The organism is Roseobacter sp. AzwK-3b, assembly GCF_000170875.1.
Lineage (GTDB): Bacteria > Pseudomonadota > Alphaproteobacteria > Rhodobacterales > Rhodobacteraceae > Roseovarius > Roseovarius litoreus.
In genome coordinates this window covers 296,879-321,497 of record NZ_ABCR01000004.1, presented here as the reverse complement: position 1 = coordinate 321,497, position 24,619 = coordinate 296,879, and the positions used below count along the sequence as shown (strand labels likewise).

General features: G+C 63.0%; 24 protein-coding genes and 1 riboswitch. Of the genes, 19 read left to right on the top strand and 5 right to left on the bottom strand.

Features of this window, described 5'->3' with window-relative positions:
- Positions 1-95 precede the first annotated feature (95 nt).
- The 8 genes from RAZWK3B_RS09695 (at position 96) to RAZWK3B_RS09665 (ending at position 7,832) form a co-directional block, all read left to right on the top strand.
- Positions 96-698, top strand: coding sequence for an inner membrane-spanning protein YciB (locus RAZWK3B_RS09695; protein WP_007814592.1), 603 nt, complete (start codon positions 96-98; stop codon positions 696-698).
- A 149-nt stretch (positions 699-847) separates the two neighbouring features.
- Positions 848-1,012: a hypothetical protein gene (locus RAZWK3B_RS21165; RefSeq protein ID WP_007814590.1), complete on the top strand. Its 165-nt coding sequence runs from the start codon at positions 848-850 to the stop codon at positions 1,010-1,012.
- Between the two features lie 145 nt (positions 1,013-1,157).
- Positions 1,158-1,236, top strand: a riboswitch (SAM riboswitch).
- 60 nt (positions 1,237-1,296) lie between these two features.
- Positions 1,297-2,490, top strand: a complete 1,194-nt coding sequence (gene metZ / locus RAZWK3B_RS09690; RefSeq protein WP_007814589.1) for an O-succinylhomoserine sulfhydrylase — start codon at positions 1,297-1,299, stop codon at positions 2,488-2,490.
- A gap of 95 nt (positions 2,491-2,585) precedes the next feature.
- The gene (folE2, locus tag RAZWK3B_RS09685; protein ID WP_037295424.1) at positions 2,586-3,686 is read left to right on the top strand and encodes a GTP cyclohydrolase FolE2; all 1,101 of its coding nucleotides are present in this window, start codon (positions 2,586-2,588) and stop codon (positions 3,684-3,686) included.
- A gap of 200 nt (positions 3,687-3,886) precedes the next feature.
- Entirely contained in the window at positions 3,887-4,360 is a 474-nt protein-coding gene (locus RAZWK3B_RS09680; protein WP_037295422.1) for a hypothetical protein, read from the top strand.
- Between the two features lie 112 nt (positions 4,361-4,472).
- The gene (locus tag RAZWK3B_RS09675; RefSeq protein ID WP_007814581.1) at positions 4,473-4,700 is read left to right on the top strand and encodes a DUF1127 domain-containing protein; all 228 of its coding nucleotides are present in this window, start codon (positions 4,473-4,475) and stop codon (positions 4,698-4,700) included.
- 97 nt (positions 4,701-4,797) lie between these two features.
- A complete protein-coding gene (locus RAZWK3B_RS09670) occupies positions 4,798-6,246 on the top strand; it encodes a TrkH family potassium uptake protein (protein ID WP_007814579.1) in 1,449 nt (482 codons plus the stop codon).
- Positions 6,246-7,832 carry a 5-guanidino-2-oxopentanoate decarboxylase gene (locus RAZWK3B_RS09665; protein ID WP_007814577.1) on the top strand — a complete coding sequence of 529 codons (1,587 nt, stop codon included), beginning with the start codon at positions 6,246-6,248 and terminating at the stop codon, positions 7,830-7,832. Before RAZWK3B_RS09670 ends, RAZWK3B_RS09665 begins: the two co-directional genes overlap by 1 nt.
- A gap of 47 nt (positions 7,833-7,879) precedes the next feature.
- Here RAZWK3B_RS09665 and RAZWK3B_RS09660 read toward each other — a convergent pair whose 3' ends face one another.
- Positions 7,880-9,595: a serine protease gene (locus RAZWK3B_RS09660; protein WP_007814576.1), complete on the bottom strand. Its 1,716-nt coding sequence runs from the start codon at positions 9,593-9,595 to the stop codon at positions 7,880-7,882.
- Positions 9,596-9,799: 204 nt separating this feature from the next.
- Between RAZWK3B_RS09660 and RAZWK3B_RS09655 the strand changes: the two genes are divergently transcribed.
- From RAZWK3B_RS09655 to RAZWK3B_RS09625, 7 genes are all read left to right on the top strand, one after another.
- Positions 9,800-10,729, top strand: a complete 930-nt coding sequence (locus RAZWK3B_RS09655) for a glycine--tRNA ligase subunit alpha (protein WP_007814574.1) — start codon at positions 9,800-9,802, stop codon at positions 10,727-10,729.
- On the top strand, positions 10,729-11,253 hold the full coding sequence (locus RAZWK3B_RS09650) for a DUF6446 family protein (protein WP_007814572.1): 525 nt from the start codon (positions 10,729-10,731) through the stop codon (positions 11,251-11,253). The genes RAZWK3B_RS09655 and RAZWK3B_RS09650 overlap by 1 nt, the downstream gene beginning before the upstream one ends.
- A gap of 5 nt (positions 11,254-11,258) precedes the next feature.
- Entirely contained in the window at positions 11,259-13,514 is a 2,256-nt protein-coding gene (glyS, locus tag RAZWK3B_RS09645; protein ID WP_007814569.1) for a glycine--tRNA ligase subunit beta, read from the top strand.
- 261 nt (positions 13,515-13,775) lie between these two features.
- Positions 13,776-16,316, top strand: coding sequence for a putative PEP-binding protein (locus RAZWK3B_RS09640; protein WP_037295571.1), 2,541 nt, complete (start codon positions 13,776-13,778; stop codon positions 16,314-16,316).
- Between the two features lie 167 nt (positions 16,317-16,483).
- On the top strand, positions 16,484-17,092 hold the full coding sequence (locus RAZWK3B_RS09635) for a cell wall hydrolase (protein WP_007814566.1): 609 nt from the start codon (positions 16,484-16,486) through the stop codon (positions 17,090-17,092).
- A gap of 103 nt (positions 17,093-17,195) precedes the next feature.
- The gene (gene rpmG, locus RAZWK3B_RS09630; RefSeq protein ID WP_007814563.1) at positions 17,196-17,363 is read left to right on the top strand and encodes a 50S ribosomal protein L33; all 168 of its coding nucleotides are present in this window, start codon (positions 17,196-17,198) and stop codon (positions 17,361-17,363) included.
- A 158-nt stretch (positions 17,364-17,521) separates the two neighbouring features.
- On the top strand, positions 17,522-17,971 hold the full coding sequence (locus tag RAZWK3B_RS09625; protein ID WP_007814547.1) for a GNAT family N-acetyltransferase: 450 nt from the start codon (positions 17,522-17,524) through the stop codon (positions 17,969-17,971).
- Positions 17,972-18,046: 75 nt separating this feature from the next.
- Here RAZWK3B_RS09625 and RAZWK3B_RS09620 read toward each other — a convergent pair whose 3' ends face one another.
- Together RAZWK3B_RS09620 and RAZWK3B_RS09615 are read right to left on the bottom strand one after the other, a co-directional pair.
- On the bottom strand, positions 18,047-18,766 hold the full coding sequence (locus RAZWK3B_RS09620) for a Bax inhibitor-1/YccA family protein (protein WP_007814545.1): 720 nt from the start codon (positions 18,764-18,766) through the stop codon (positions 18,047-18,049).
- 111 nt (positions 18,767-18,877) lie between these two features.
- Positions 18,878-19,090: a DUF1127 domain-containing protein gene (locus tag RAZWK3B_RS09615; RefSeq protein ID WP_007814544.1), complete on the bottom strand. Its 213-nt coding sequence runs from the start codon at positions 19,088-19,090 to the stop codon at positions 18,878-18,880.
- Between the two features lie 125 nt (positions 19,091-19,215).
- Here RAZWK3B_RS09615 and RAZWK3B_RS09610 point away from each other — a divergent pair, with 125 nt between their 5' ends.
- Positions 19,216-20,094 (top strand): LysR family transcriptional regulator, encoded by an 879-nt coding sequence (locus RAZWK3B_RS09610; RefSeq protein ID WP_007814542.1) that lies wholly within the window; start codon positions 19,216-19,218, stop codon positions 20,092-20,094.
- Here the strand turns inward: RAZWK3B_RS09610 and RAZWK3B_RS09605 are convergent.
- Positions 20,081-21,043 (bottom strand): NADPH:quinone oxidoreductase family protein, encoded by a 963-nt coding sequence (locus RAZWK3B_RS09605; protein ID WP_007814540.1) that lies wholly within the window; start codon positions 21,041-21,043, stop codon positions 20,081-20,083. The genes RAZWK3B_RS09610 and RAZWK3B_RS09605 overlap by 14 nt on opposite strands.
- 314 nt (positions 21,044-21,357) lie before the next feature.
- Between RAZWK3B_RS09605 and RAZWK3B_RS09600 the strand changes: the two genes are divergently transcribed.
- Genes RAZWK3B_RS09600 through RAZWK3B_RS09590 form a run of 3 tightly spaced genes read left to right on the top strand, consistent with a single transcriptional unit; the run spans position 21,358 to position 23,114 of the window.
- A complete protein-coding gene (locus RAZWK3B_RS09600; protein WP_007814538.1) occupies positions 21,358-21,729 on the top strand; it encodes a helix-turn-helix domain-containing protein in 372 nt (123 codons plus the stop codon).
- A gap of 55 nt (positions 21,730-21,784) precedes the next feature.
- Positions 21,785-22,600 carry an inositol monophosphatase family protein gene (locus tag RAZWK3B_RS09595; RefSeq protein WP_007814536.1) on the top strand — a complete coding sequence of 272 codons (816 nt, stop codon included), beginning with the start codon at positions 21,785-21,787 and terminating at the stop codon, positions 22,598-22,600.
- Positions 22,601-22,652: 52 nt separating this feature from the next.
- Positions 22,653-23,114 carry a CAP domain-containing protein gene (locus RAZWK3B_RS09590; protein WP_007814534.1) on the top strand — a complete coding sequence of 154 codons (462 nt, stop codon included), beginning with the start codon at positions 22,653-22,655 and terminating at the stop codon, positions 23,112-23,114.
- Between the two features lie 158 nt (positions 23,115-23,272).
- Here the strand turns inward: RAZWK3B_RS09590 and guaD are convergent, their stop codons facing one another.
- Positions 23,273-24,565, bottom strand: coding sequence for a guanine deaminase (gene guaD, locus RAZWK3B_RS09585; protein WP_007814533.1), 1,293 nt, complete (start codon positions 24,563-24,565; stop codon positions 23,273-23,275).
- Between the last annotated feature and the right edge of the window lie 54 nt (positions 24,566-24,619).

Here is a 24,619-nt window from a genome sequence, read left to right as displayed (position 1 = left end):
AAAGACCAGCGCATCGCCAGATCGATGCACGCGTTTCGGCCCGAGACCTCAGGGGGTGGGCAGACACGCTTTGGACGGTGACCGGAGAGGCCGATATGAGCGAGCACAAGATCAATCCGTTGGTGAAGACCGGCCTTGAACTGGGACCGATCATTGCGTTTTTCGCGGCGTATCTGATGCTCAAGGACCGGGTTTTTACCTTTGGCGGCACCGAATATGACGGCTTTATCGTGGTCACGGCCGGGTTCATTCCGGTTTTCCTGCTGGCGATGGGGATACTTTGGTGGCTGACGGGGCATCTGTCGCGGATGCAGGTGGTCACAGCGGTGCTGATCATCGTGTTCGGCGGTATGAGCGTCTGGTTCAACGATCCGCGGTTCTTCAAGATGAAGCCCACGATCATCTATCTGATCTTCGCCGGGGTTCTTGGGGCGGGCCTGCTGCGTGGTCAGTCATGGCTGCAATATGTGATGGACGGCATGATGCCGCTGACCCATGAGGGCTGGATGATCCTCACCCGGCGTCTGGCGGCGTTCTTCTTTGGTCTGGCGATCTTGAACGAGCTTGTCTGGCGCCTGACGAGCGAAGAGACATGGGTCTATTTCAAGACATTCGGTCTGACGGCGGCGATCTTCGTGTTCTTCATGGCGCAGGGGCGGCTTTTCCGCGAACATGGCACACAGGACGAGGACGCCTGACCGGAGTTTCCGGTTATGTCTTTGAAACTACAAGCCGGCGCCCGGATTTGGGCCGGTTTTCCGGTTGGCCGGAGTGCATGTCGCTGACCTTGCTTCATCGTCTGCGGTGTGCGTCGACCCCACCGATCCGCCCTTAGGACGTTTTGCCTGTGCTTGTCATACTCGTATTCTGGGTGGCGTTGAGCATCGTGATCGCCGGGGAGACGCTGTTGGTCTGGATCACGCTCCTGCCGGGTCTGATGATCGTGCTGCACTGGTTCTATTGTTGGGTCATGGTCCCGGTGCTGATGCCGTCCGGGGATGATCCGGCCTGAACCGCTCGTCGGCACGGATATGCAGGCGAGGTGGTCAAGCCGCAAATCCACGGTGTGATTTTGCACCCTGGCAGACATGGAACGCCGTCGTGACGGCCATGCGAAAGCTGGATGACGGTGTTGACGGATCACGCGACCGGGTCTAAAGCAACCGCGTGGCGATTTGTTACCGGATTGCGGGCCACGTAAAACAACTCCGCTAAAGAGGTCAGGATGAAGGAGCCCCTTTCGCTTGACCGCGACGGGGGTTTTTTTGTTTGGGCCAAGCGCCCTGGAGGACGAAGATGAGTGATGATTGGAACATGCGGACGAAACTGGTGCATGGCGGAACCCGCCGCAGCCAGTATGGCGAGGTCAGCGAGGCGATCTTTCTGACGCAGGGGTTCGTTTATGACAGTGCCGAAGCCGCCGAGGCCCGGTTCCTGCAGGCTGGACCGGATGAATTCATCTATGGTCGCTATGGCAATCCTACCGTTGCGATGTTCGAGGACCGGATCGCCGGTCTGGAAGGGGCCGAGGCTGCCTTTGCCACCGCCAGCGGCATGGCGGCGGTCAGCGGCGCGCTGACCTCGATGCTGCGGGCGGGCGATCACGTGGTGGCCGCACGCGCGCTTTTCGGGTCGTGCCTTTATGTGTTGGACGAGGTGCTGACGCGCTTCGGGGTCGAGGTGACTTTCATTGACGGCACGGATCTGGACGCGTGGCGCGCAGCGGTACGCAGCGATACCCGCGCGGTGTTCTTCGAAAGCATCGCCAATCCAACGCTCGAAGTTGTGGATATCGCGGCGGTGGCGGATATCGCCCATGCGGTCGGCGCCACAGTCGTCGTGGACAATGTCTTTGCCACGCCGGTGTTTTCCTGTGCGATCGAGCAGGGGGCCGATGTGGTGATTTATTCGGCGACCAAGCATATCGACGGTCAGGGGCGCGCGCTTGGCGGTGTGATCCTCGGGACGCGCGAGTTCATCCGGGGCACGGTTGAGCCGTACATGAAGCATACCGGCGGCGCGATGTCCCCGTTCAATGCCTGGGTGATGCTCAAGGGGCTCGAGACGATCAGCCTGCGGGTCAATGCGCAGGCCCAGACAGCGCTGGCGCTGACCGATGCGCTGCAGGGACGGCCCGAATTGTCGCGGGTGATCTATCCGGGTCATGCCAGCCATGCGCAGCATGATCTGGTCCTGCGGCAGATGGGCAAGGGTGGCACGGTCGTGGCGCTGGAGCTGGCGGGCGGGCAGGCGGCGGCGTTCCGGTTTCTCAATGCGTTGAGGATCGTGGTGATCTCGAACAATCTGGGTGATGCCAAATCCATCGCCACCCATCCTGCAACAACCACGCATCAACGCTTGCCGGCGGATCAAAAGGCCCTGCTGGGTATCACGCCGGGACTGGTGCGGCTGTCGGTGGGGATCGAAGATCAAGAAGACCTGATTGCCGATATCTCTCGGGCTTTGACCATTGCGGGCGAAAAACAATGATCCGGCCTGTCGCTTCCGACGTAATTCCTTTCGAAATTGGAAATCCTTAGCGGCCATGTTTAGATACACTGGGCGCTGAATATCGGGGGCCGGAAATGAATATTCATACGCGGGAACTATCGGACATGCCGGATCGGGACGAGGCGAAAGCGGCGCTGGAGCGGCTGCGGAGCTGGGCTGCGCAAGCCACCCCCGAGGAGGTTGCCGATCTGGACCCGGCCATCGCGCGGCTTTTGCCGGGCCGGTCACTTTCGAACTACCCGGATCTGTCACGCGATTATCCGGATGAGTTCAAGGTCAGCGACGCCTACAAGGCGTCTCTACCGGATCTGCAGAACGGTCCCAGCTCGCTCATTCGCGGCGCGCGCCAGCAGTTGCAGCATGTCGGTATTTCGAATTTCCGCCTGCCGATCCAGTTTCACACCCGCGACAATGGCGATCTGACGCTCGAGACCAGTGTGACCGGCACGGTTAGCCTCGAGGCGGGCAAGAAAGGCATCAACATGTCGCGCATCATGCGCAGCTTCTATCGCCATGCCGAAAAGACTTTCAGCTTCGAGGTCATGGAAGCGGCGCTGGATGATTACATCACCGATCTGGACACGATCGATGCACGGCTCCAGATGCGGTTTTCCTATCCGGCCAAGGTGCAATCCCTGCGCTCGGGGCTGCAGGGCTACCAGTATTACGACATCGCGATGGAACTGGTCGAGCAGGACGGGGTGCGCCGCAAGTTCATGCATCTCGATTACATCTATTCGTCCACATGCCCCTGCTCGCTGGAGTTGAGCGAGCATGCGCGCCAGACGCGCGGGCAGCTGGCGACGCCGCATTCCCAACGCTCGGTTGCACGCCTGTCGATCGAGATCGAGGGTCCGCAGATCCTGTGGTTCGAAGACCTGATCGACATGGCCCGCGCGGCTGTCCCCACCGAAACGCAGGTCATGGTGAAGCGCGAGGATGAGCAGGCCTTTGCCGAGCTGAATGCTGCCAACCCGATTTTCGTCGAGGATGCGGCAAGGCTGTTCTGCGAGCAGTTGCTCAAGGATCCGCGGATCGGGGATTTCCGCGTGGTGGCCAGCCATCAGGAAAGCCTGCACAGCCATGATGCCGTCAGCGTTCTGACCGAGGGCGAGACATTTGCGTCGGACAGCATCGACCCGCGGATGTTCAGCTCGCTCTTCCACATCGGCTGAACGGTCCGGCCATCGCCCGAGTTCGCGCGGTGCCCTATTCTTGGGCGCCGCGTTTTCTTTTGCGCGTTTTACACTCAGAAGGCGAGGGGAGCAGGGCAGTAAGTGGCGCCAAGGGCCACGGAGCGGCGGGTTTGCGTTATCTTATCGTCACAAAATCCAGTCATGACTTCTTCAGTTCACTAGGCCTAAGGGATACCACGATGACACACGTGATGACACCGTTCACGCTTTCAGCCGCCGGGTTTCGTCTGGCTGGCTACCTTTTGGAAAACAACCTGCGCGTCGCACAGGAGTTCGGGCGGGCCGCGCTGATTGCCAATCCGTTTCTCTTGCGCAAGAGCGCGACATATGTCCGTCCCGTGACCACGGCGCCGGTTGAGAAAAAGGCCGCAGCCGTGGCGGACAAGACCGCTGGCACATCTGCCGAGCCGGTATTGACCGAGCCCAAGTCTGCGGTGACGCTTGTGGCGTCCGAGCCAAAGCCCGCTGCGCCGAAAGCACCGGCGGCACAGGGACAGGTTGTTCCGATGAGCCCCGCGCGGCCCGCAGCCAAGACCATTGACTTGCAAGCGGACACCGGCACGCCCAAGCGCCCGCGCGCGCCATCCAAGCCGCCAGCGATGCCGGCACCGCGCAGCGTGGCCATGAACGGACGCGACACCAGTCAGGCCTGAGTTGCAACCGGTGCAAGGCCGGGTTGAGAAATTGATGTTGGTAAAGTCAACACTGCTGACCTAGCTTGGCGATCAGGGAGGAAACCTGAAAGCAACCGAGCGAGGTTTCCAAATGGCCGTTTTCACTACCAACATCTCTGATGCTCCCGCCCGTCTGCGCGACTGGCTCAAAACCGTCGGCACGGCGCTTGCCCTGGGGTTCGAGGCTCATGCCCGCCGGGCATCGCGGCGCGACCAGATCGAGGCGCTCGAGGCGATGTCCGATGTCGAGCTGGCCCGCATCGGTCTGCGCCGGGACGATATCGTGCGTCATGTCTATGGCGATCTGTTCTACAGGTAAGATCGAAATGCGCCTTGGCCCGGCGCGACGTGCCGGGCTGTTGCGGTCATCCGTTCGCGCTTGACAGTGACATGGGGCGCGGCCAACTGTGCGCCTCATGTTGGATGTGCGGCCTGTCGGATATGTCATAGGACTGGTGGTCGTGGCCATGGGGTTGGCCATGATTTTCCCGCTTGCCGTCGATATCGCCGAAGGGCGCGGGCATTGGCCCGTCTTTGCCGAAAGCGCAATCCTCACGACGCTTGTGGGCGGTCTGGTATCTTTGGCGTGCCGGAACGGGGTTAGGGACAGTCTGACGGTTCAGGAAACCTTTTTGCTGACAACCGGGGTCTGGGTGTTCCTGCCGCTGTTTGGCGCGCTGCCGTTCATGCTGGGCGAGACCGAGGCGCGGGCCGTCGATGCCATTTTCGAGGCGATGTCGGGTTTGACCACCACGGGCTCAACGGTGCTGTCGGGCCTTGATACGCTGCCCAAGGGTCTGTTGCTGTGGCGCGGCATCCTGCAATGGATGGGCGGGATCGGGATCATCGTGGTGGCGATGGTTTTCCTGCCGGAGCTGCGCATCGGGGGGATGCAGCTTTTCCGGTCCGAGGCCTTCGACACGATGGGCAAGATCCTGCCGCGCGCCACGCAGATCGCGTCGAGTATTTCGACGATTTACGTGGCGCTCACTCTGGCTTGCACGCTGGCCTATCTGGCAACCGGCATGAGTGCCTTCGATGCGACGGTTCATGCGCTGACCACCGTTTCCACGGGGGGCTTTGCGAATTACGACGCTTCCTTCGGGGCATTCTCGGGCAGCGCCGAATGGGTGGCGACCCTGTTCATGGTCCTCGCGGCTTTGCCGTTCGTGCGCTATGTGCAGCTTCTGAACGGGAACCATCGGGCACTGTTTCGCGACAGCCAGGTGCGGGCATTCCTGATGATGATTGCGCTGCTTGCCGTGGTCACCGCCGGGGTGCTGCTGACGATCTTTCCGCATCATCCCGAACAGGCCCTGCGCGAAGCGGCGTTCAACATCACCTCGATCATGAGCGGCACGGGCTATGCCAGTGTGGATTACATGACATGGGGTCCATTCCTGATCGCGCTGTTCTTTTTCATCGGCCTGATCGGGGGCTGTGCGGGATCGACCACATGTTCGATCAAGATTTTCCGCTATCAGATTCTGTTTGCCTCGGTGAATGCGCAACTGGGGCGCATTCATTCGCCTCATGCGGTCTTTACCCCGCGGTTCGAAGGGCGCTCGATCAGTGACGACATCCTCAATTCGGTGATGACGTTCTTCGTCTTCTTCATTGTCACGCTTGGTGTCGTGGCGGTGGCGCTTGGCTTGACGGGGCTGGATTTCATCACCTCGGTCTCGGGGGCTGCCACGGCGCTGGCCAATGTCGGCCCCGGTCTGGGCGATATCATCGGACCGGCCGGGAATTTCGCGCCGCTGAACGACGCGGCGAAATGGATCCTGACATTTGCTATGCTCATCGGACGGTTGGAGCTCATGGCCGTCTATGTCATGTTCACCGTCAATTTCTGGAGAACCTGATGACCACCCGACCTTTGGGCGCACAGATCAGCCACATGCTCAAATCCCGTGGCGTGGAGACGATCTTCGGGATTCCCGGTGTGCATAATCAGGAAATGTATCGCGGTATCGAAGAGGCCGGGATCACGCATATTCTGGCGCGGCACGAGCAGGGTGCGGGCTTCATAGCGGATGGCTATGCCCGCGCCAGCGGCAAGCCGTGCATCGCCTATGTGATCACCGGTCCGGGGCTTTGCAATATCATGACGCCGATCGGGCAGGCCTATTCTGACAGCGTGCCGATGCTGGTGATATCCTCCTGTCTGGATGAAACCGCGGCACGGCGCGGTCAATTGCACCAGATGAAGGATCAGGAAGGGGCCGCGCGCGCGGTCGCGGACTGGTCTGAAACCGCGCTCACGGCACAGGCGGCCTATGATCTCATCGACCGGGCGATGACCGAGTTCGCCTTGGGGCGGGCACGGCCCAAGCATCTGTCGGTGCCGATCCGCCTGTTGCAAGGCATGGCCGAGGCGGCGCCATCCGCGCCGACGCGGCCTTCGGCACGCCCCGGAACGGCGCCGGATGTGGCGGCGGCGGTCGAGGTTCTGCGCGCGGCACGGCGCCCGTTGATCGTGGCGGGGGGCGGCGCGACAAAGGCGGCAGCGGCGCTCAACCGGCTGCGCGAGGTGACGGGGGCCGCCACCTTCACCACCTATGCCGGACGCGGCATTTTCACCCCCGGAACGCCGCTGCATTACGGGAATTTCCTGGCCAGACCCGGCTCGGCGGACGAGATCGCCAAGGCGGATGTGGTTCTGGCGATCGGCACCGAACTGAGCCAGGTCGATCTGTGGCGCGATCATCTGGGCCATATGGGCAAGATGATCCGTGTGGATATCGACGCCGAGGTTCTGTCGGACCTGTCGCGCGCCGACATCACGCTTGCGGGCGATGCGGCGGCGGTGGCTGAGGCGTTGTGTGCGGCGCTTGGTAAGCCGTTTCAATCGCTTTGGACACAGGCGGAAATAGATGCTGCACGGGATCGGTGGCGGCGCGAGGTGGATGGGCAATTGCCGGGGATCGGTGCGATCTGTGACGCGCTGCGCGCCTGTCTGCCCAAAGACACCATGATCTTTTCCGACATGACGCAATTTGCCTATAACGCCAATGAAATCTGGGAGTTGGAGGCACCGGGGCTGTGGCATCATCCAAGTGGCTTCGGCACGTTGGGCTATGCCTTGCCCGCGGCGATCGGCGGCGCGGTGGCCCGACCGGGCCTGCCCACGATGTGCGTGGCAGGCGATTACGGCTTTCAGTACACGCTGCCGGAACTGGGTGTGGCGGTGGAGCTGGGTTTGCCGCTGCCGATCCTTTTGTGGGACAATGGCAAGCTCAAGGAGATCGAGGACAGCATGGTGCGCTCGCAGATCGCACCCAATGCGGTGGTGGCGCGCAATCCCGACTTCTGCGCCCTTGCGCGCGCCTATGGGGCGGGTGCGGAGGAACCGCAGAGTCTTGGCGCGTTGACCAAGGCTGTGAACGCGGCTTTTGCGGCCAGCGGCCCGACCCTGATCCGGGTCACGCCCGATCTGCTTGGCGGCTGAGTCCGCGCCCCGCGCGCCTATCGGGCGCGGGACGCCGTGTCAGAGGATCAATCCCAGCAACTGACCAGCACGGTCATGCCGGCGGCGCGGTCGGTCAATGCCTCGGGTGCCATCTGGGCGATCTCGGAGGTGGCCGAGGGCGTGATGCCCGCATCCTGCAAAAGCTGTTTCAGAACAGTGTTATTCGCCGCGAAGCTCACACCATCGGGAAGTCTGCGGTCGCCCGAGCCTTGTGGCATAAGCATTCCCAGAACCGCGCCGCCCGCATCCACCACAGGGCCACCTGCATCGCCCTCAAGGGCATTGAGCGACAGGCGCTTGATCTTGTCCTCGCCGTTCAGGCCCTGCAGCTCCTCGAGCTGGCCGAATGTCAGCGTCGGCGCACCGAGCACACCGCCATAGGAATATCCCGCCACGGCAACATCCGACCGCAACCGGGGGATCGCCTGTTGGAAGGCCGCGACCGCCATGGGCGCCAGACGGTCAAGTGGCCGCAGAAGCGCGATCCCGAGGCTGTCATCACGGCTGGCCACCTGGGCTTCGTGATCCTCGTCGATGGTGATGCGGCGGCAGCCATCCACCACATCGGCGGTGGTCAGGACGGCGCCAGTGCGATCCACGTAAAAGCCCGAGCGATTGAGCCGCGGCTTGCGGATTTCCAGGCCCGACACAAGGTCGATGCCCTGCATGGCGTCGCTGCCCTCGGCCGGGTCCAGAACGCCGTCGATGCGCGTGAAACTCTCCTGCATGCGCCCCAGAAGGCGGGTGCGCCGTTCCTCGTCGCCTGCGGGCCAGACAAGGGTGAAGCCCTTGATCTCGCCGTCTTTGAGCCAGGCTTGTGTATGCGAGATCCTGAGCGCCCCCTCACCGATCAGGGTGAAGGCATCGCTTTCGAGGGTCCGAGGTCCGGTTTCAGGCACGATTTCAAGCGTTTGCATGATGTCGTAAAGACCGGCCAGTGTGGCATCTGTGCCGGTCTGACTGATGAGAAGTACCCGCGCGTCGATATCGCCCTGAGCGTTGTAATGCACGAAAGGCGGCTCGTAGCGTTCGAAGGCGACCAAGGCGGTGGGCATCTCGATCTCGATCCCGGCGGCCTCGTCGCGCACGATCTGCAGGCCAAGACCATCAAGCACGGCATTGTACTGGCCCAGCAATTCGGCGCGCTGGAGCGTGGTCAGGATGCCCGTTTCGTCATGGCCATTGGTCGCTTGCCAGTCCGCCATCGAGGACCGCGTGCCGCGCCCGAAGGCCGCGTCGATCGGACCAGCGTAGAACCCGGCCCATCGCAGCGCCTCTTGCAGGGCGGCACGTTCCTCGCGGCTCAGAAGGCTTTCGCTGGCGCGCGCCTCGGCGGGGGTTTCGTCGGCGGGTTCGATGAGTGGTATCTCTATCGGGGTGTCCTGTGCCAAGGGGGCGTTCTGCGACAGGACCGGATCGACAATCTCGAGTGCGGGACGATCAAGCGCGTTCGTTCCGATGGGCCAGAACTGCTGCTGATAATCCGAACTGCGCGCGATATAGCTGTCGCGCGGGATCAGCCCTTGAGCCCGAAGGCTGCGCAATATCCGGTCTGCATCTTCGGGGGCATAGGGTCCAAGGGCGATGGCATACCAGCCTGCGCCAAGGGAAAAGCCGTGCACGTCATCAAGCTGGGCGCTGTAATCGCGTATCCGGTCGTTGGCCGAGGACAGGCTTGGTTGCGCTTCGATCTGCACCCAGACCGTGTCGCCCTGTTGCGCGCGGGCAGCAGGAACAGCCATCACGATTACACATAGAATTACTGAAAAAAAACGCGTTATCAAAGCCACTTGGTCCTGTCCCGTTCTGGTTTGCCCCGGTTGTCCCGTCTTTTAGCAAAAATGCGCCGTCATGCACCCAAAATAATGGCGCCTCCCGCAATTGACCCTGCCGTGTCGTGGCCGTAGGTAAGAACGGCGATTTCAGGGGGCCAGCCGGAGGCGACCATGGCGGAACAGACAGGCATGCCACGCAGTTTTCAGGAGGTCATCCTGCGGCTGCAAGCCTATTGGGCGGCGCAGGGCTGTGCGATGATGCAGCCTTATGACATGGAAGTCGGCGCTGGCACGTTCCACCCCGCTACCACCTTGCGCTCGCTTGGCAGCAAGCCTTGGGCTGCGGCCTATGTGCAGCCCTCGCGGCGGCCCACGGACGGGCGTTATGGCGAGAACCCCAACCGCCTGCAGCATTATTATCAGTATCAGGTGCTCATCAAACCCAGCCCGCCGAACCTGCAGGCGCTGTATCTTGGCAGTCTCGAGGCAATCGGCATCGACATGGCGCTGCATGACATCCGCTTTGTCGAGGATGACTGGGAAAGCCCGACGCTTGGTGCCTGGGGGCTTGGCTGGGAAGTGTGGTGCGACGGCATGGAAGTCAGCCAGTTCACCTATTTTCAGCAGGTCGGCGGCCATGATTGCCACCCGGTCTCGGGCGAGCTGACCTATGGGCTGGAGCGGCTTGCGATGTACGTTCTGGGCGTCGATCACGTGATGGATATGCCCTATAACGATCCGCAGGCGCCCATCCCGCTGACCTATGGGGATGTGTTCCGCCAGACCGAACAGGAATACAGCCGCTGGAATTTCGATGTGGCCAATACCGATGTTCTGCTGCGTCACTTCGAAGAGGCCGAGGCCGAGTGCGAAGCGATCCTGTCGCAGCCCGAGCTCGATCCGAAAACCGGGCAACGGATCATCATGGCGCATCCTGCCTATGATCAATGCATCAAGGCCAGCCACGTGTTCAACCTGCTCGATGCGCGCGGCGTGATCTCGGTCACCGAGCGGCAGGCCTATATTGGGCGTGTGCGGGCTCTGGCCAAGAAATGTGCTGATGCGTTTGTGACAACCGAGGCAGGGGGATTTGTGGCCTAATGGGTAAATTCCTCGCAGCTTTGATCCTCGGGTCGGCGATATTGGCCGGTGGCGGGCTCTATTATCTTCAGGTTTACGCCTATTATGATGAGGTGGTGCCGGATGGCCGGCAGGATGTGCAGATGACGCTGCTGACCACGGAGCAGGCGGAACCGATCCCCTATGCCGATTTTCAGGCGATCGACTCGGAAAGCTCGCCGATCCGGTATCGCGCCTGTTTCAATACCTCTCTCGGGTTGGATGTGCTCGCCGACACCTACATGCCCTACGACAAGCCCGTGCCGCTCGAGGCGCCGGGCTGGTTCGATTGCTTCGATGCCGATGATATCGCCACTGGGCTCAAGGACGGGTCGGCATTGGCCTTCATGGGGCAGAAGGATATCGAATACGGCATCGATCGTATCGTCGCCGTCACTGATAACGGGCGCGGCTATGTCTGGCACCAGATCAACCGCTGCGGCAAGGTCGTGTTCGATGGCCTGCCGACCCCCGAAGACTGTCCCGAACCCCCGAACCGGAATTGACCGATATGCCTGATCTTCTGATCGAACTGTTCTCCGAGGAAATCCCGGCGCGCATGCAGGCGCGGGCGGCGGCTGACCTCAGGGCGCGCATGACCGATGGGCTGGTCGAGGCCGGTCTGACCTATTCCGGTGCGCAGGCTTTTGCGACGCCCCGGCGGCTGACGCTGGCAGTGGAAGGGCTGCTGGCGGCAAGCCCAACCGTCACCGAAGAGCTCAAGGGGCCACGGGCAGATGCGCCCGAAAAGGCCATCGAGGGGTTCTTGCGCGGCGCAGGTGTCACCCGCGAAGAGCTTGAAATTCGTGACGAAAAGAAGGGTCAGGTGTTTTACGCCAAGATCATGCGGCCAGGCCGACCAGCCGAGGCGATCGTGGCCGAGGTGCTGGATCATGTCGTGCGGAATTTTCCATGGCCCAAGGCGATGCGGTGGGGGGCTGGTAGCCTGCGATGGGTGCGTCCGCTGCAATCCATCCTGTGTATCCTGACCGATGATGCGGGCGAGGCCCGGATCGTCGATCTGGAGATCGACGGGATCAAGGCCTGCAATACCACCGAAGGGCACCGGTTCATGGGTGGGGGACAGTTTGCGGTCTCGTCCTTTGAGGATTACGAGGCCGGGCTCAAGCGCGATCATGTGATCCTGGATGCGCAGCAGCGCGCGGATCATATCTGGCACGACGCCACCAGTCAGGCCTTTGCCGCAGGGCTGGAAGTTGTGGAAGATCAAGGGCTTCTGTCCGAGGTTGCCGGGCTTGTTGAATGGCCGGTCGTGTTGATGGGCCAGATCGACGAGGAGTTTCTGGGCCTGCCGGCCGAGGTGCTGCAAACCTCGATGAAGGAACATCAGAAGTTCTTTTCGGTGCGCAATCCGGCGACTGGAAGGATCGAGAGGTTCATCACCGTGGCCAATATCGAAAGCGCGGATCATGGCGCAACGATCCTTGCCGGGAACCAGAAAGTGCTGGCGGCGCGGCTGTCGGATGCCAAGTTTTTCTGGGAAAACGACCTTCGTATCGCGCATGCGGGCATGGAGGAATGGATCGAGCAACTGTCGAACGTGACATTCCAGCGACAGCTTGGAACGCAGGCCGCGCGTATCCGCAGGATCGCGGCGCTGGCGCGGGACATTGCCGCCGATGTGGGGGCGGATGCGGGGCGCGCGGAGCAGGCGGCGCGGGTGGCCAAGGCCGATCTGAGTTCGGAAATGGTCTATGAATTCCCGGAATTACAAGGGCTTATGGGGCGCTACTATGCCGAGGCGGCGGGCCTGCCGGATGATGTGGCGGCCGCCTGCGAGGAACACTACCGCCCGCTTGGGCCATCGGACGCGGTGCCGGTGGCGCCGGTGTCGGTGGCGGTGGCGTTGGCGGACAAGCTGGATACGCTGACGGGGTTCTGGGCGATCGACGAAAAGCCCACCGGATCGAAGGATCCCTTCGCGCTGCGCAGGGCGGCGCTTGGGGTGATCCGGATCATTCTGGATGGCGGTTTCCGGCTGAAACTGGACAGATATATTGATGCGCAGCTTCTCAGACACAAGATAAGCCTCAATCACGCCAAAGCCAGCGACGACGAAATCGACACGCTGGAAGAGGTTCTGGACGAGATTGCGGACCACGGAGTCTTCGGGGCGGCGTTTTGGGCGGTGATGGATCGGCTGAAGGAAAAAGATGGGGGGCCGGATACCGAAGAGGGCAGTTTGCTGCGAACGGTGGGCGATCTGGTGCCGGATCTGAGCACGGATTTGCTGGTGTTCTTTCATGACCGTCTGAAAGTTTATCTTCGAGATCAGGGGCTTAGGCATGACGTGATCGATGCCTGCCTGATGTTGGATGGCGGCGATGACCTGGCGCTGATCGTGGCACGGGCCAAGGCGTTGGGCGACGTGTTGGAGACCGAGGACGGGGTAAATCTTGTGCAGGGCTTCAAGAGGGCCAACAACATCTTGAGTCAGGCCGAAGAGAAAGACGGCGTCGAATATTCGTTCGGAGCGGACCCGAAATTTGCGGAAGTGTCTGAAGAGAAATACCTTTTTTCCGCTCTGGCCAAGGCTGAGGATGAGATTGCCAAGGCGAATGCTGTTGAGGACTTCGTGGGCGCCATGGCGGCGATGGCGGCGCTCAGGGGGCCGATCGATGCGTTTTTCGACGCGGTGCAGGTCAATACCGACAATCAGGTGGTGCGGCGTAACCGGCTGAATTTGCTTGGAAAGATACGGGATATCTGTTTGCAGGCGGCGGATCTGACCAAGCTGGAAGGCTGAATTTCGCTCCCACGGATGGCCCGGACCGCCGAAAGGGGCTGGGCGAGGGTTTTGTGTACGATTTGTACAAAACCTACGCGCGTTTGGGACGATCCGGGGCCGGATACCTGCAAATTGTGTCCATCTTGTACACAAGTCGCATTTTCGGGGCCGGAAACAGGGGCGCGCAGCCGGGGCGTGTAATCCGGGGGCAAGGGTGTGCTTGCTCTTGCCAAGGGGCACATCGCGCGTATTCTGCGCCAACGCAATCAGGGTGCCGCAGTGCAGCAAGACGATCCGAATATCACTCTCATCACACCGACCGCTCCGATGGCGGCGCAAACGCATGGCGGGCGCGCGAAATGTCTTCAGCGCCTTGTGCGGCTCGATCTGCCATTGCCGCGCACCATCGCGCTGTCATTCGATGCGGTGCATGGCATCGCTGCGGGGGATATGCCCGATCTTGATGCGCTGATCGCGCCGTTCAGCGCGGAGGCGTTGCTCTGTGTGCGCCCGTCTTCGGAAGACCCTGACTGGGGCGGGCCGGGGGCGGTGCTGAATATCGGAATGAACGATGCCAAGTTCGTGGAATTGAGCGACCGGCTGGGCAAGGAGGCGGCGTCGGAATTGTACCTGCGCTTCGTTCAGTCCTATTCGACGCATGTGGCGCGGTTGGACCCGGATATTTTCGACGACGTGGATTCTGATCCCGTGGTGGGGCTCGGGCAGGCGGTGCGCGCCTATGAGAACGAGACCGAAGAGGATTTTCCGCAAGAGACGAGTGTCCAACTGGCCGAGGTGCTGCGCTCGATGGCGCGGGCCTGGGAGGGGACGACCGCGCGCTTGCTGCGGCAGGCCAAAGGAGCGCCGGCGGATGCGGGGCTAGGCCTTGTGGTGCAGGAGATGGCCTTTGGGCTGGGGCAGGGCGAGTCCGGCTCGGGGGTGATGCAGCTTGTGGACAGTACCACGGGCGCACGGCGGATCACCGGGCGCTACATGAGCCAGAGCCAGGGCCGGGACGCGCTGCGCGCGGGGTCGGACGCGATGTTCCTGATGCGCGATCCGCGCGGTCCATCACTGGAGGAGGTGGCGCCCGAGGCCTTTGCCAAGCTCAAGGGCTATACCCAGCTGATGCGCGCCAAGCTGCGCGAGGAAATGCAGGTCGAGTTCACCATCGAAAATGGTGAGGTCTATGTGCTGGACGGTGTGCGGGTGGCGCGCAATGCCCGAGCGGCGGTGGCGATCGCGGTGACGCTGGCCGATGATGGCATCATCTCGCGCGAGGAGGCGTTGATTCGGATCGAGCCGCGCGCGCTCAATGAATTGTTGCACCGGCAGGTCGATCCCGAAGCGCCGCGCGACGTGCTGGCGCGTGGCGTGGCGGCAAGCCCCGGTGCGGCGACCGGCAAGATCGTGTTCACCGCCGAGGCCGCACAGGCCCATGCCGCCCGAGACGAGCCTTGCGTTCTGGTGCGGCGCGAAACCAGCCCCGAGGATATTCGCGGGATGCATGCAGCGGTTGCGGTGCTGACGGAACGCGGCGGTATGACCAGCCATGCGGCGGTGATCGGGCGGGGCATCGGCCTGCCTTGTGTGGTGGGGGCGTCGGAGATTGGGTTCGACACGTCACGCAAGACGCTGACGCTGCGCGATGGGCGTGTTCTGCGCAAGGGGGACACGATCACCATCGACGGCACCAATGGCGAGGTTCTGGCCGGGGCGGCGCCCTTGCTGGAGGCGGCGAGGGACGAATCGTTCCAGACGCTGATGGAATGGGCCGACGCGGTGCGCGACATCGCGGTGCGGGCCAATGCCGACACGCCCGCCGATGCCGAGGCGGCCCGGAATTTCCGGGCGCAGGGGATCGGGCTGTGCCGGACCGAGCATATGTTCTTCGAGGCCGACCGGCTGACGGTGATGCGCGAGATGATCTTTGCCGATTCGAGCCGCGACCGGGCGGCGGCGCTGGATCGGCTTTTGCCGATGCAGAGGGCCGATTTCATCGATCTTTTCCGCATCATGCAGGGCCAGCCCGTGTGCATCCGGCTGTTCGATCCGCCGCTCCATGAGTTTTTGCCCACCGATCGCAGCGGTTTGCTGGAACTGGCCGAGGCGCTGGACCTGCCCTTGTCGGATGTGACACGCCGGGTCGAGGCGCTGGGCGAATACAACCCGATGCTGGGGATGCGCGGGGTGCGGCTGGGCATTACCGTGCCGGAAATCTACGACATGCAGGCGCGCGCGATCTTCGAGGCGACGGTCGAGGCCAGCCGGGAGGGCGATCCGGTGGTGCCCGAGATCATGATCCCGCTTGTGTCGGCGCGGCGCGAGGTGGAGCTGGTCAAGACGCGCGTCGATGCGGTGGCCGCCGCGGTGCGCAACGAGACGGGGCGCGATTTCACCTATCGTCTGGGTGTCATGGTCGAGACGCCGCGCGCCGCGCTGCGCGCCAACGAGATCGCGCCGCATGTGTCGTTCCTGAGTTTCGGGACGAATGACCTGACGCAGATGACCTATGGTCTGAGCCGCGACGATGCGGGGCGGTTCATGTCGACCTATGTCAAGCAGGGCGTCTATCCCGAAGACCCGTTCCATACGCTGGATGTGGACGGTGTGGGCGAGCTGTTGCGGATGGGTGCCGAGCGCGGGCGCGCGGTCAAGCCGAACCTTGTGCTGTCGATCTGCGGCGAGCACGGGGGCAATCCCGAATCAATCGCGTTCTGCCGGGCGGCGGGATTCGACTATGTCTCATGCTCGCCTTTCCGGGTTCCGGTGGCGCGACTTGCTGCCGCACAACTGGTGGTCAAAGACAAGATCGGGTAGGCGATCACCCCTTGGGCGCAATATTCGCGCGGTGGGGCGGGGCTGCGGGCGTCGAAAATTTCGTCGCAATTGGAGCGTTCCTGTCGCGGACTGGACGCGTGGGGCAATTTTGACTACATGGCGCAGATGTTTTGCGGTGCTCATGCATCGCGATGGGGGATTATGCCATGATCAGAATGATTGTGATGCTGTCGTTCTTGATGGGCAGCACGGCGATGGCCGATACGCCTGTGAAGCGGCTTTTCGAGCAGGAGCGCGCAGCGCTGGGGCGGATCTCGGGTGAGATCAAGGCCAGCTATCTGCAGCGCCCGGAGGCCGATCTGGAGTATTCCAGGGAGTGGCTGTCGACGCAGCAGGTGAGCCAGGGTGGCGATCAGTGGCGCTGTCTGGCGGAGGCGTTGTACTTCGAGGCGCGCGGCGAAAGCGTGAAGGGTCAGTTCGCGGTGGCGGAGGTGATTCTGAACCGGGTGGATAGTGCGGAGTTTCCGAACACGGTCTGCGGTGTGGTGCATCAGGGCACCGGGCGGAAATATGCCTGTCAGTTCACCTATACCTGCGATGGCCATGAAGAGGTGATCGCCAACCCGACCGCGTTCCGGCAGGTGGCCAAGGTGGCGCGGCTGACGCTGGATGGCGCACCGCGGCAGTTGACCGATGGGGCGACGCATTACCACACGCAGGCGGTGAACCCGCGTTGGGCGCGCGTTTTCCCGCGCACGGCGACGATCGGCGTGCATCATTTCTACCGGATGCCGACGCGGTTGAGTTCCAACTGAGGGAAGCGGGAAAAACCGGTTGACTAGGACGTGAGCGCCTGTAAAAGGCAGGCTTCATGACGAATTTCTCGGGTGCGACGCGCCCGGCGCAGGAGACAGCACAATGGCGAAGCCGACGACCATCAAGATCCGTCTGAACTCGACCGCGGGCACGGGCCATTTCTACGTGACCAAGAAGAATGCGCGCACCATGACCGAAAAGATGGTCGTACGGAAGTATGACCCGGTGGTGCGCAAGCATGTCGAGTACAAGGAAGGCAAGATCAAGTAAGATCGCCCCGTTCCGACAAGACACAAGCCGCGCCGCCCAAGCGCGGCTTTCTTGATTCCGGGGGCAACGTATGGGCGGTGGGGTGATATTTCCCGAGGATCCCTGCCATCTGTACGATTGACCTAAGTCCGGCTGATGAGGCCGACCCCGACGAGATATTGGAGCTGCTGAGTTGCAGCTATGGCCAGCTTTTGGCCCGGGATCACCCTGTCGAGCTGGTAGAGAAGACGCTGACGGTGATGTGCCAGCCGGTGCCGAGGTTGCTGCGCGGGGCGCAATACGTGCTGGCGCGGCGGCAAGGGCATGTGGTGGGCATGGGTGGCTGGAGCCGGGAGACCCCGTTCGGGCGGCCCGGTGTGGACGGGCTGGGCCATGTGCGTCATCTGGCGGTTCACCCGAAGGCGCGGCGCAGCGGCGTGGGGCGGGCCATCTTCGGCTGGATCGCTGAGACGGCACAGGCGGCGCAGGTCACGCGGCTGTCGTGTCTTTCGACGCAACGGGCGGTGCCGTTCTTTGCCGCAATGGGGATGCAGGCGCAGGGGGATGTGCTGCTGCATTTGGGGCCGGACGTGAGCCTGCCTGCGATGCAGATGTGCTGGAGCGGATGACGGGGTGCGGATGGAGGCACAAAAAAAGGGCCGGTCGCATGGACCGGCCCCTGTTGTGTCGTGTCGCGGCGAGGATTACTCGCGCTGGCCGAACAGGCTCAGCAACATGATGAACATGTTGATGAAGTCCAGGTAGAGACGCAGCGCGCCCATGATCGCGGATTTGCCCATCCACTCGCTGTCGCCGTGATGGGCGTGGGCGAGATACTCGTTCTTGATGTCCTGCGTGTCATAGGCGGTGAGACCTGCGAAGATCAGAACACCGATGGCCGAGATCGCGAACATGATCGCGGGCGAGCCAAGGAAGATGTTGACGATCGACGCCACCACAAGGCCGATCACACCCATGATGAGGAAGCTGCCCCAGCCGGAGATGTCTTTCTTGGTGGTGTAGCCCCAGAGCGACAGCCCCGCGAAAGCGACGGCGGTGATCAGGAACACCTGAGCGATCGAGTAGTCGGTGAAGACCACGAAGATATAGCTGATCGACACACCCATCACGGCCGCGAAGGTGTAGAAGAACAGTTGTGCCGCCGCCGCGGACAGTTTGTTGATCATCGCACTGAAGGCGAAGACCATGATCAGCGGCGCGAACATCACGATCCAGCGCGTGATGCCGGTAAACAGTGTTTCGAACAGGGCTGCATTCGTGCCGACGGCCCAAGCCGCGGCGAAGGTCAGCAGCATGCCCACGGACATCGTGCCGTAGACCTTGTTCATGTGGGCGCGAAGCCCCGCATCAATCTGGGCGGTACGGGCGCCTGCCGCCGTCCGGATTGTTTCAAACTGAGCCATCAAAGCCTCCGATATTGAACCCCAAGCCCCATTCTTAGGGCTTTGCAGACAATATTGGGCAGGCCGGGCTTTATTTCAAGCATTACCGGAGCGAAAACGTGACAATTTAGGTCATGAATTCCGCCAGTGCGCCGGAATGTCCCACAGGGGGCGGCGGGACTCGGTCAGGGCGGTGTCGCGGTCAAGGCCGATATCCGCCAGAGCGCGGTCATCGAGCCGCGCAAGAGACCGCCGCTGGCGGTGCAGCGACAGCATCAGGCGCAAGGCCAGCAAGGGGCGCGGGCGGGCGCGCGGCGTGGCGCGGGAGAGTGACAGGGGCGGCATGGCGATATCCTTTCCGTTTCGTGATGAATGACTTGCGTTTCATGTTTTCTGGTGATGTATATGACGGCTGTGGTATCATTTTAAAAAAGAATGTTTGTGACCGGACGCATCAAGGAATGTGATACATGAGGAATCTGGATACGACGACCCTGCGCTCGTTCGTGGCGGTGGCCGATCAGGGCGGGGTGACTCGGGCCGCGGCGGTCTTGCACCTGACGCAATCGGCGGTGTCGATGCAGCTCAAGCGGTTGGAGGAGATGATGGGCCTGTCGCTGCTGGATCGCAGCAACCGCACCATCGGCCTGACGGCGGCGGGCGAGCAATTGCTGGGCTATGCGCGCCGGATGCTGGAATTGAACGACGAGGTGGTGCGGCGCCTGACCGAGGAGACCTTTGAGGGCGAGGTCATTCTGGGCGTGCCGCATGACATCGTCTATCCGGTGGTGCCGCGCGTGCTCAAGGCGTTCAACGTGGCGTTTCCGAGGGTCAAGGTGAACCTCAAGTCATCGCGGACGGTGCGGCTGCGCGAGGCGCTGCGCAAGGGGGAGGCGGACCTTATCCTGACCACCGAGGAGGATCTGGGGCCGGGCGGCGAGACGCTGTGCGAAATGCCGCTGCGCTGGACGGGGGCACGCGACGGGCTGGCGTGGAAGCGGCGGCCGCTGAGGCTGGCGTTTTCGACCAACTGCATTTTCCGGCCCATCGTGCTGCGGCGTCTGGATGCCGCGGGCGTGGATTGGGATATGGCGGTGGAATCCGAGGATGACCGCTCGGTCGAGGCGCTGATCAGCGCCGATCTGGCGGTGGGGGCGTTGCTGGAAGACAGTATTCCGCCGCATCAGGAGGCGATTTCGCCGGGGGGGAGCCTGCCGGATCTGGGGGTTCAGAAGATCAACATGTATGCGCGCGGCGGGCGCGACGAGGTGCTTGAGCAGTTGGCGGAGATATTGCGCAGCGGCTATGGCGCGGTGGCGCAACCTGTGGGGCTGTTCAGCGTGGGGTGACCACGACCTTGCCGGTGGATGTGCGGCTGCGCAGCAATTCGAGCGCCTCGGCGGCCTGATCCAGCGGCAGCACATGGCTTACATGGGGTTTGATGCGGCCTGCTTCATACCAGCCCATGAGGGTGGCGAGGCTGTCGGTGACGACCGAGGGGCGGAACTTGAGATAGCCGCCCCAGTAGAAGCCGATGACGCTGAGGTTCTTGACCAAGAGGTGATTGGCCTTGATCTGCGGGACGGTGCCGCTGGCGAAGCCGATGGAGAGGATGCGGCCTTCGGGATTGGTGGCGCGGAAGGCGGCATCGAACTGATCGCCGCCGACGGGATCATAGACCACGTCCACCCCGCCAAGCGCCTTGCAGGCGGCACGGATGTCGTCGGTTTTGGCGTCGATCAGGTGATCGGCACCGGCCTGCCGTGCCACGGCCAGCTTGTCGGCGCCGCGCGCACAGGCGATGACCCGGGCGCCCATCAGCTTGCCGATTTCCACCGCCGTGAGGCCCACGCCGCCGGCGGCGCCGAGCACCAGAAGGGTTTCGCCGGGCTGTAGCTGCGCCTTGTGATCGAGCGCCACATGGCTGGTGCCATAAGCGATCTGAAAGGCGGCGGCGTCGATATCGCTCATGGCGTCGGGCAGGGGCACGGCGCGGTCGGCGGGAAAGCAGCCGTATTCGGCGAGCCCGCCTTGCCCGCCGAACACCGCGACACGGGTGCCGATGGCGGGCGCGGTGACGCCGGGACCATGCGCCTCCACCGTGCCCGCAACCTCCATCCCGAGGGTAAAGGGGGCGGCGGGCGTGTCCTGATAGTCGCCGGTCATCATCAGCAGGTCGGCGAAATTCAGCCCGCAGGCGCCGACCTTCAGCCGGATTTCGCCGGGGCCGGGAGTGGGCATGGAGAGATCGGTCACGGCGGGAGGGGCACCGGGCGAATCGATATGAAATGCGCGCATCTGGACCCCCTGAGCCAGTGGAAGAAAGGGCTGCAAGCCCTTGTCTGCGTTAGACGAAATGCGATACGGTTGTCAATTCGCCAGCCTTGGTTGTATTGCTTTACCTCGAAAGTATAGGTGCTCGTTAAGATTGAGTGGAAATTTGACTGGTCACGTTTTTGTAGTGTGATACTTCTTGTGTTCAACCTCGAAAATGCTAGGGTTACGCGACGCTGCCGCGTGGTCTGGCGTCCAAAGCTGATCATTTGGCAGTCGTAACGGACGACAATATTTTCGGTCGGACCGGAACCTGAAAAATAGAAAAGGAAGATGTGATGCCGCACCCCGTAGATATTCACGTCGGCAAGCGCATTCGCCATCGCCGCTGGCTGGTCGGAATGACCCAGCAGCAACTGGCCGAAAGCGTCGGTATCAAGTTTCAGCAAATTCAGAAGTACGAAACCGGTGCGAACCGGGTCAGCGCATCGCGCCTTTGGGATATCGCGGACGCGCTGGATGTCGACGTCAGCTTCTTCTTCGAAGGGCTGGAAACCGACAGTGGGAAATCGGAGGCCGGTGAAAAGGTGCCTGCCGATCTGCTGGGAGACAAGGAGGCGCTGGATCTGGTGCGCTCGTATTACGCGATCCCCGAGAACCAGCGACGCCGCCTGTTCGATCTGGCACGCGTTCTGAGCGACGTGGCTTGAGCTTGTCGGCCGGGCGGTCTACCGCTGAGGGGCAACCGCAAGGGGAGCGCCCGGTTTGGACATTGACGACACGGATGAGACCGGCGGCAGCGATGACATCGTCGCCACCGCCCATGCCATGGCAGATGCCGCCCGCGTGGCGGTGCTGGAGCATTTCCGCGCCGAAGGGCTGACGGCGCAGAACAAGACCGCCACGGGGTTCGACCCGGTGACGGCGGCCGATCGCGCGGCCGAGCGCGCGATACTGGACATCCTGCAGGATCGACGCCCTGATGATGCGCTGTTCGGCGAGGAATTCGGTGCGCGACCCGGCACGAGCGGGCTGACCTGGGTGGTCGATCCGATCGACGGCACACGCGCATTTCTGTCGGGCGCGCCGACATGGGGCGTGCTGATCGCGCTGCGCGATGCGGAGGGGCCGATCTATGGCATCATCGACCAGCCCTATATCAACGAACGGTTCGAGGGCGGTCTGGGCCGCGCCCGGCTTGTCGGCCCGCAAGGCGAGCGCCGGTTGAAGGTGCGCGGCGACCGGCCTATGGCGCAATCGATCCTGTTTTCGACCTTTCCCGAGGTGGGCACAGCGCAGGAGCGGGCGGGCTTCATGCGGGTGGCGGAGGCGGTGCAGCTGGTGCGCTACGGGATGGATTGCTACGCCTATGCGCTTCTGGCCGCCGGACAGATCGATCTTGTGATCGAGGCAGGGCTGAATTCCTATGATATACAGGCGCCGATCGCGGTGATCGAGGCGGCGGGCGGCATCGTGACGGATTGGGACGGCGGCCCGGCCCATGAGGGGGGGCGCGTTCTGGCGGCGGCGGGCCGCCAGCAGCACGCCGAGGCGCTGGCGCTGTTGCAGGGGATCGGGTGAGCGCGGATCGGATCACGCGACGTGATGCGGGAACGGAACGGGAGTGTGTGACATGGCGACAAGGTTTTCAGGGCGGATTGCGGCGGCGCTGATACTTGCGGGGCTGATGCTTTCGGGGCAGGCGCAGGCGCAGATGGCCGATATGGGCGGATCGGCGCAAGGCTGGCTGAGCCAGGTGCGGGCACAGGACGGGCGCGGCGCGCTGGCGGTTTCGGCGCCGCTGACGCGGGCGGCTGCCGCCCATGCCGACGATCTGGCGGGTTCGGGACGGTTCAGCCACGAGGGCAGCAATGGCAGCAGCGTGGGCCAGCGTGTCCGGAAGCAGGGTTACGGGTTCTGTTTCGTGGCCGAGAACATCGCCAAGGGGCAGGGCAGCCTGCAGGAGGTGCTGGAGGGGTGGATGGCCTCGCCGGGGCATCGGCGCAACATCCTTGCCGAGCAGGCGGTGGAGTTCGGGCTGGTACGCGGGCCGGACAACCTGTGGGTCATGGTGCTGGGGCGGCCCGGCTGCTGATGGCGTGACTGCCCCAGGGGGTGTGGCTGTCATCGGCGCGCAGCGTGGTGATGATTGAAACGTCTTTCAAAAGTCAGTTCGGGCCAGTTCAGGACAGTCCGGGCCGGGCCGGGGCGGGCTTGCCCGCCCTGACGGGCGGTCGCGCGGGCGGCGTGGCCTCAGCCCGCGCGCAGGGGCTGGCCCATGATGCGCAGATCCCGGATGGCGCGGTCATCGCCCATCATGATCGTGGGAAAGATCGCGTCCCAGATGTCGTCTGCGCGCGCGTGACGCGTGGCGATGGCGGGCGTGGAGGCGAGATCGAGCACCACCAGATCCGCCTCCATCCCCGGCGCGATCGTGCCGATCCTGTCGCCCATATGCAGCGCCCGGGCGGAGCCTGCGGTGGCCAGCCACAAAAGCTGCGCGGGATGCAGCACGGTGCCGGTCAATTGTCCGATCTCATAGGCGGCGGCCATCGTGCGCAGCATCGAGAAGCTTGAGCCGCCGCCGGTATCGGTGGCCAGTCCGATGCGCTGCCCTTCGGCCAGACGGCGCCCGATATCGAACAGGCCCGAGCCGATGAAGCTGTTGGAGGTGGGGCAATGGATCAGTGCTGCGCCGCTTTGCGAAAGGCGAGAGGCCTCACGCGCGGTGAGGTGGATGGCATGGCCGAACAGCGCGCGGTCGCCCAGAAGGCCGAAGGTCTCATAGACATCGAGATAATCGCGGGCCTTGGGGAAAAGCTCGGCCACCCAGGCGATTTCCTCGATCTGTTCGCTCAGATGGGTCTGCATCAGGCAGTCGGGGTGATTGGCCCAGAGCGCCCCGAGAGCGGCCAGCTGATCGGCGCTTGAGGTGGGGGCGAAGCGAGGGGTGATGACATAGCACAGCCGGTCGACCCCATGCCAGCGGGCGATAAGCGCGGCGCTGTCGTCATAGGCGGATTGGGCGGTGTCGCACAGGGCGGGGGGCGCGTTGCGGTCCATGCAGGTCTTTCCGGCGGCCGCGCGCAACCCGCGCGCTTGGGCGGCGGTAAAGAACGCGTCGACGCTGGCCGCGTGCGAGGTGCAGAAGCTGGAGACGGTGGTGGTGCCATGGGCGAGCGTCAGGTCGAGATAGCGGTCGGCTGCGGCGGCGGCATGGGCGGGATCGGCAAAGCGCATCTCTTCGGGGAAGGTGTAGCGTTCGAGCCAGTCGATGAGCCGCGCGCCCCAGCTGGCGATGATCGCGGTCTGGGGGTAATGGACATGCGCGTCGATGAAGCCGGGGCAGATCAGGCAGCCGTCATGGCGGGTCAGCGTTGCGCTGGGGGCCTGTTGGCGCAGCGTGTCCAGATCGCCCGTGGCAATGATGGTTCCGTCGCGGATCAGCAGCGCCTCGTGCCATGTGACCGAGGCGGTGGGGGCGATGCTGAACGGGTCTTCGGTGAAGGACATCACGTGACCCGTGATGATTTCGTGCCGTGTCATGAGGCGGCCTGCTGCAGTAAGGATCAGGGGTGACGATAGGCGGGACTTCGCACG

What these genes read in the sequence shown, in the direction of transcription:
- glyS (WP_007814569.1), top strand. Translation starts at nt 11,259, where the DNA reads ATGCCTGATCTTCTGATCGAACTGTTCTCCGAGGAAATCCCGGCGCGC.
- RAZWK3B_RS09675 (WP_007814581.1), top strand. Translation starts at nt 4,473, where the DNA reads ATGGCCGTTTTCACTACCAACATCTCTGATGCTCCCGCCCGTCTGCGC.
- guaD (WP_007814533.1), bottom strand. Translation starts at nt 24,565, where the DNA reads ATGACACGGCACGAAATCATCACGGGTCACGTGATGTCCTTCACCGAA.
- RAZWK3B_RS09680 (WP_037295422.1), top strand. Translation starts at nt 3,887, where the DNA reads ATGACACACGTGATGACACCGTTCACGCTTTCAGCCGCCGGGTTTCGT.
- RAZWK3B_RS09615 (WP_007814544.1), bottom strand. Translation starts at nt 19,090, where the DNA reads ATGCCGCCCCTGTCACTCTCCCGCGCCACGCCGCGCGCCCGCCCGCGC.
- RAZWK3B_RS09655 (WP_007814574.1), top strand. Translation starts at nt 9,800, where the DNA reads ATGGCGGAACAGACAGGCATGCCACGCAGTTTTCAGGAGGTCATCCTG.
- RAZWK3B_RS09670 (WP_007814579.1), top strand. Translation starts at nt 4,798, where the DNA reads ATGTTGGATGTGCGGCCTGTCGGATATGTCATAGGACTGGTGGTCGTG.
- RAZWK3B_RS09635 (WP_007814566.1), top strand. Translation starts at nt 16,484, where the DNA reads ATGATCAGAATGATTGTGATGCTGTCGTTCTTGATGGGCAGCACGGCG.
- RAZWK3B_RS09605 (WP_007814540.1), bottom strand. Translation starts at nt 21,043, where the DNA reads ATGCGCGCATTTCATATCGATTCGCCCGGTGCCCCTCCCGCCGTGACC.
- RAZWK3B_RS09620 (WP_007814545.1), bottom strand. Translation starts at nt 18,766, where the DNA reads ATGGCTCAGTTTGAAACAATCCGGACGGCGGCAGGCGCCCGTACCGCC.
- RAZWK3B_RS09695 (WP_007814592.1), top strand. Translation starts at nt 96, where the DNA reads ATGAGCGAGCACAAGATCAATCCGTTGGTGAAGACCGGCCTTGAACTG.
- RAZWK3B_RS09610 (WP_007814542.1), top strand. Translation starts at nt 19,216, where the DNA reads ATGAGGAATCTGGATACGACGACCCTGCGCTCGTTCGTGGCGGTGGCC.
- RAZWK3B_RS09590 (WP_007814534.1), top strand. Translation starts at nt 22,653, where the DNA reads ATGGCGACAAGGTTTTCAGGGCGGATTGCGGCGGCGCTGATACTTGCG.
- rpmG (WP_007814563.1), top strand. Translation starts at nt 17,196, where the DNA reads ATGGCGAAGCCGACGACCATCAAGATCCGTCTGAACTCGACCGCGGGC.
- RAZWK3B_RS09650 (WP_007814572.1), top strand. Translation starts at nt 10,729, where the DNA reads ATGGGTAAATTCCTCGCAGCTTTGATCCTCGGGTCGGCGATATTGGCC.
- metZ (WP_007814589.1), top strand. Translation starts at nt 1,297, where the DNA reads ATGAGTGATGATTGGAACATGCGGACGAAACTGGTGCATGGCGGAACC.
- RAZWK3B_RS09660 (WP_007814576.1), bottom strand. Translation starts at nt 9,595, where the DNA reads ATGGCTGTTCCTGCTGCCCGCGCGCAACAGGGCGACACGGTCTGGGTG.
- RAZWK3B_RS09665 (WP_007814577.1), top strand. Translation starts at nt 6,246, where the DNA reads ATGACCACCCGACCTTTGGGCGCACAGATCAGCCACATGCTCAAATCC.
- folE2 (WP_037295424.1), top strand. Translation starts at nt 2,586, where the DNA reads ATGAATATTCATACGCGGGAACTATCGGACATGCCGGATCGGGACGAG.
- RAZWK3B_RS09600 (WP_007814538.1), top strand. Translation starts at nt 21,358, where the DNA reads ATGCCGCACCCCGTAGATATTCACGTCGGCAAGCGCATTCGCCATCGC.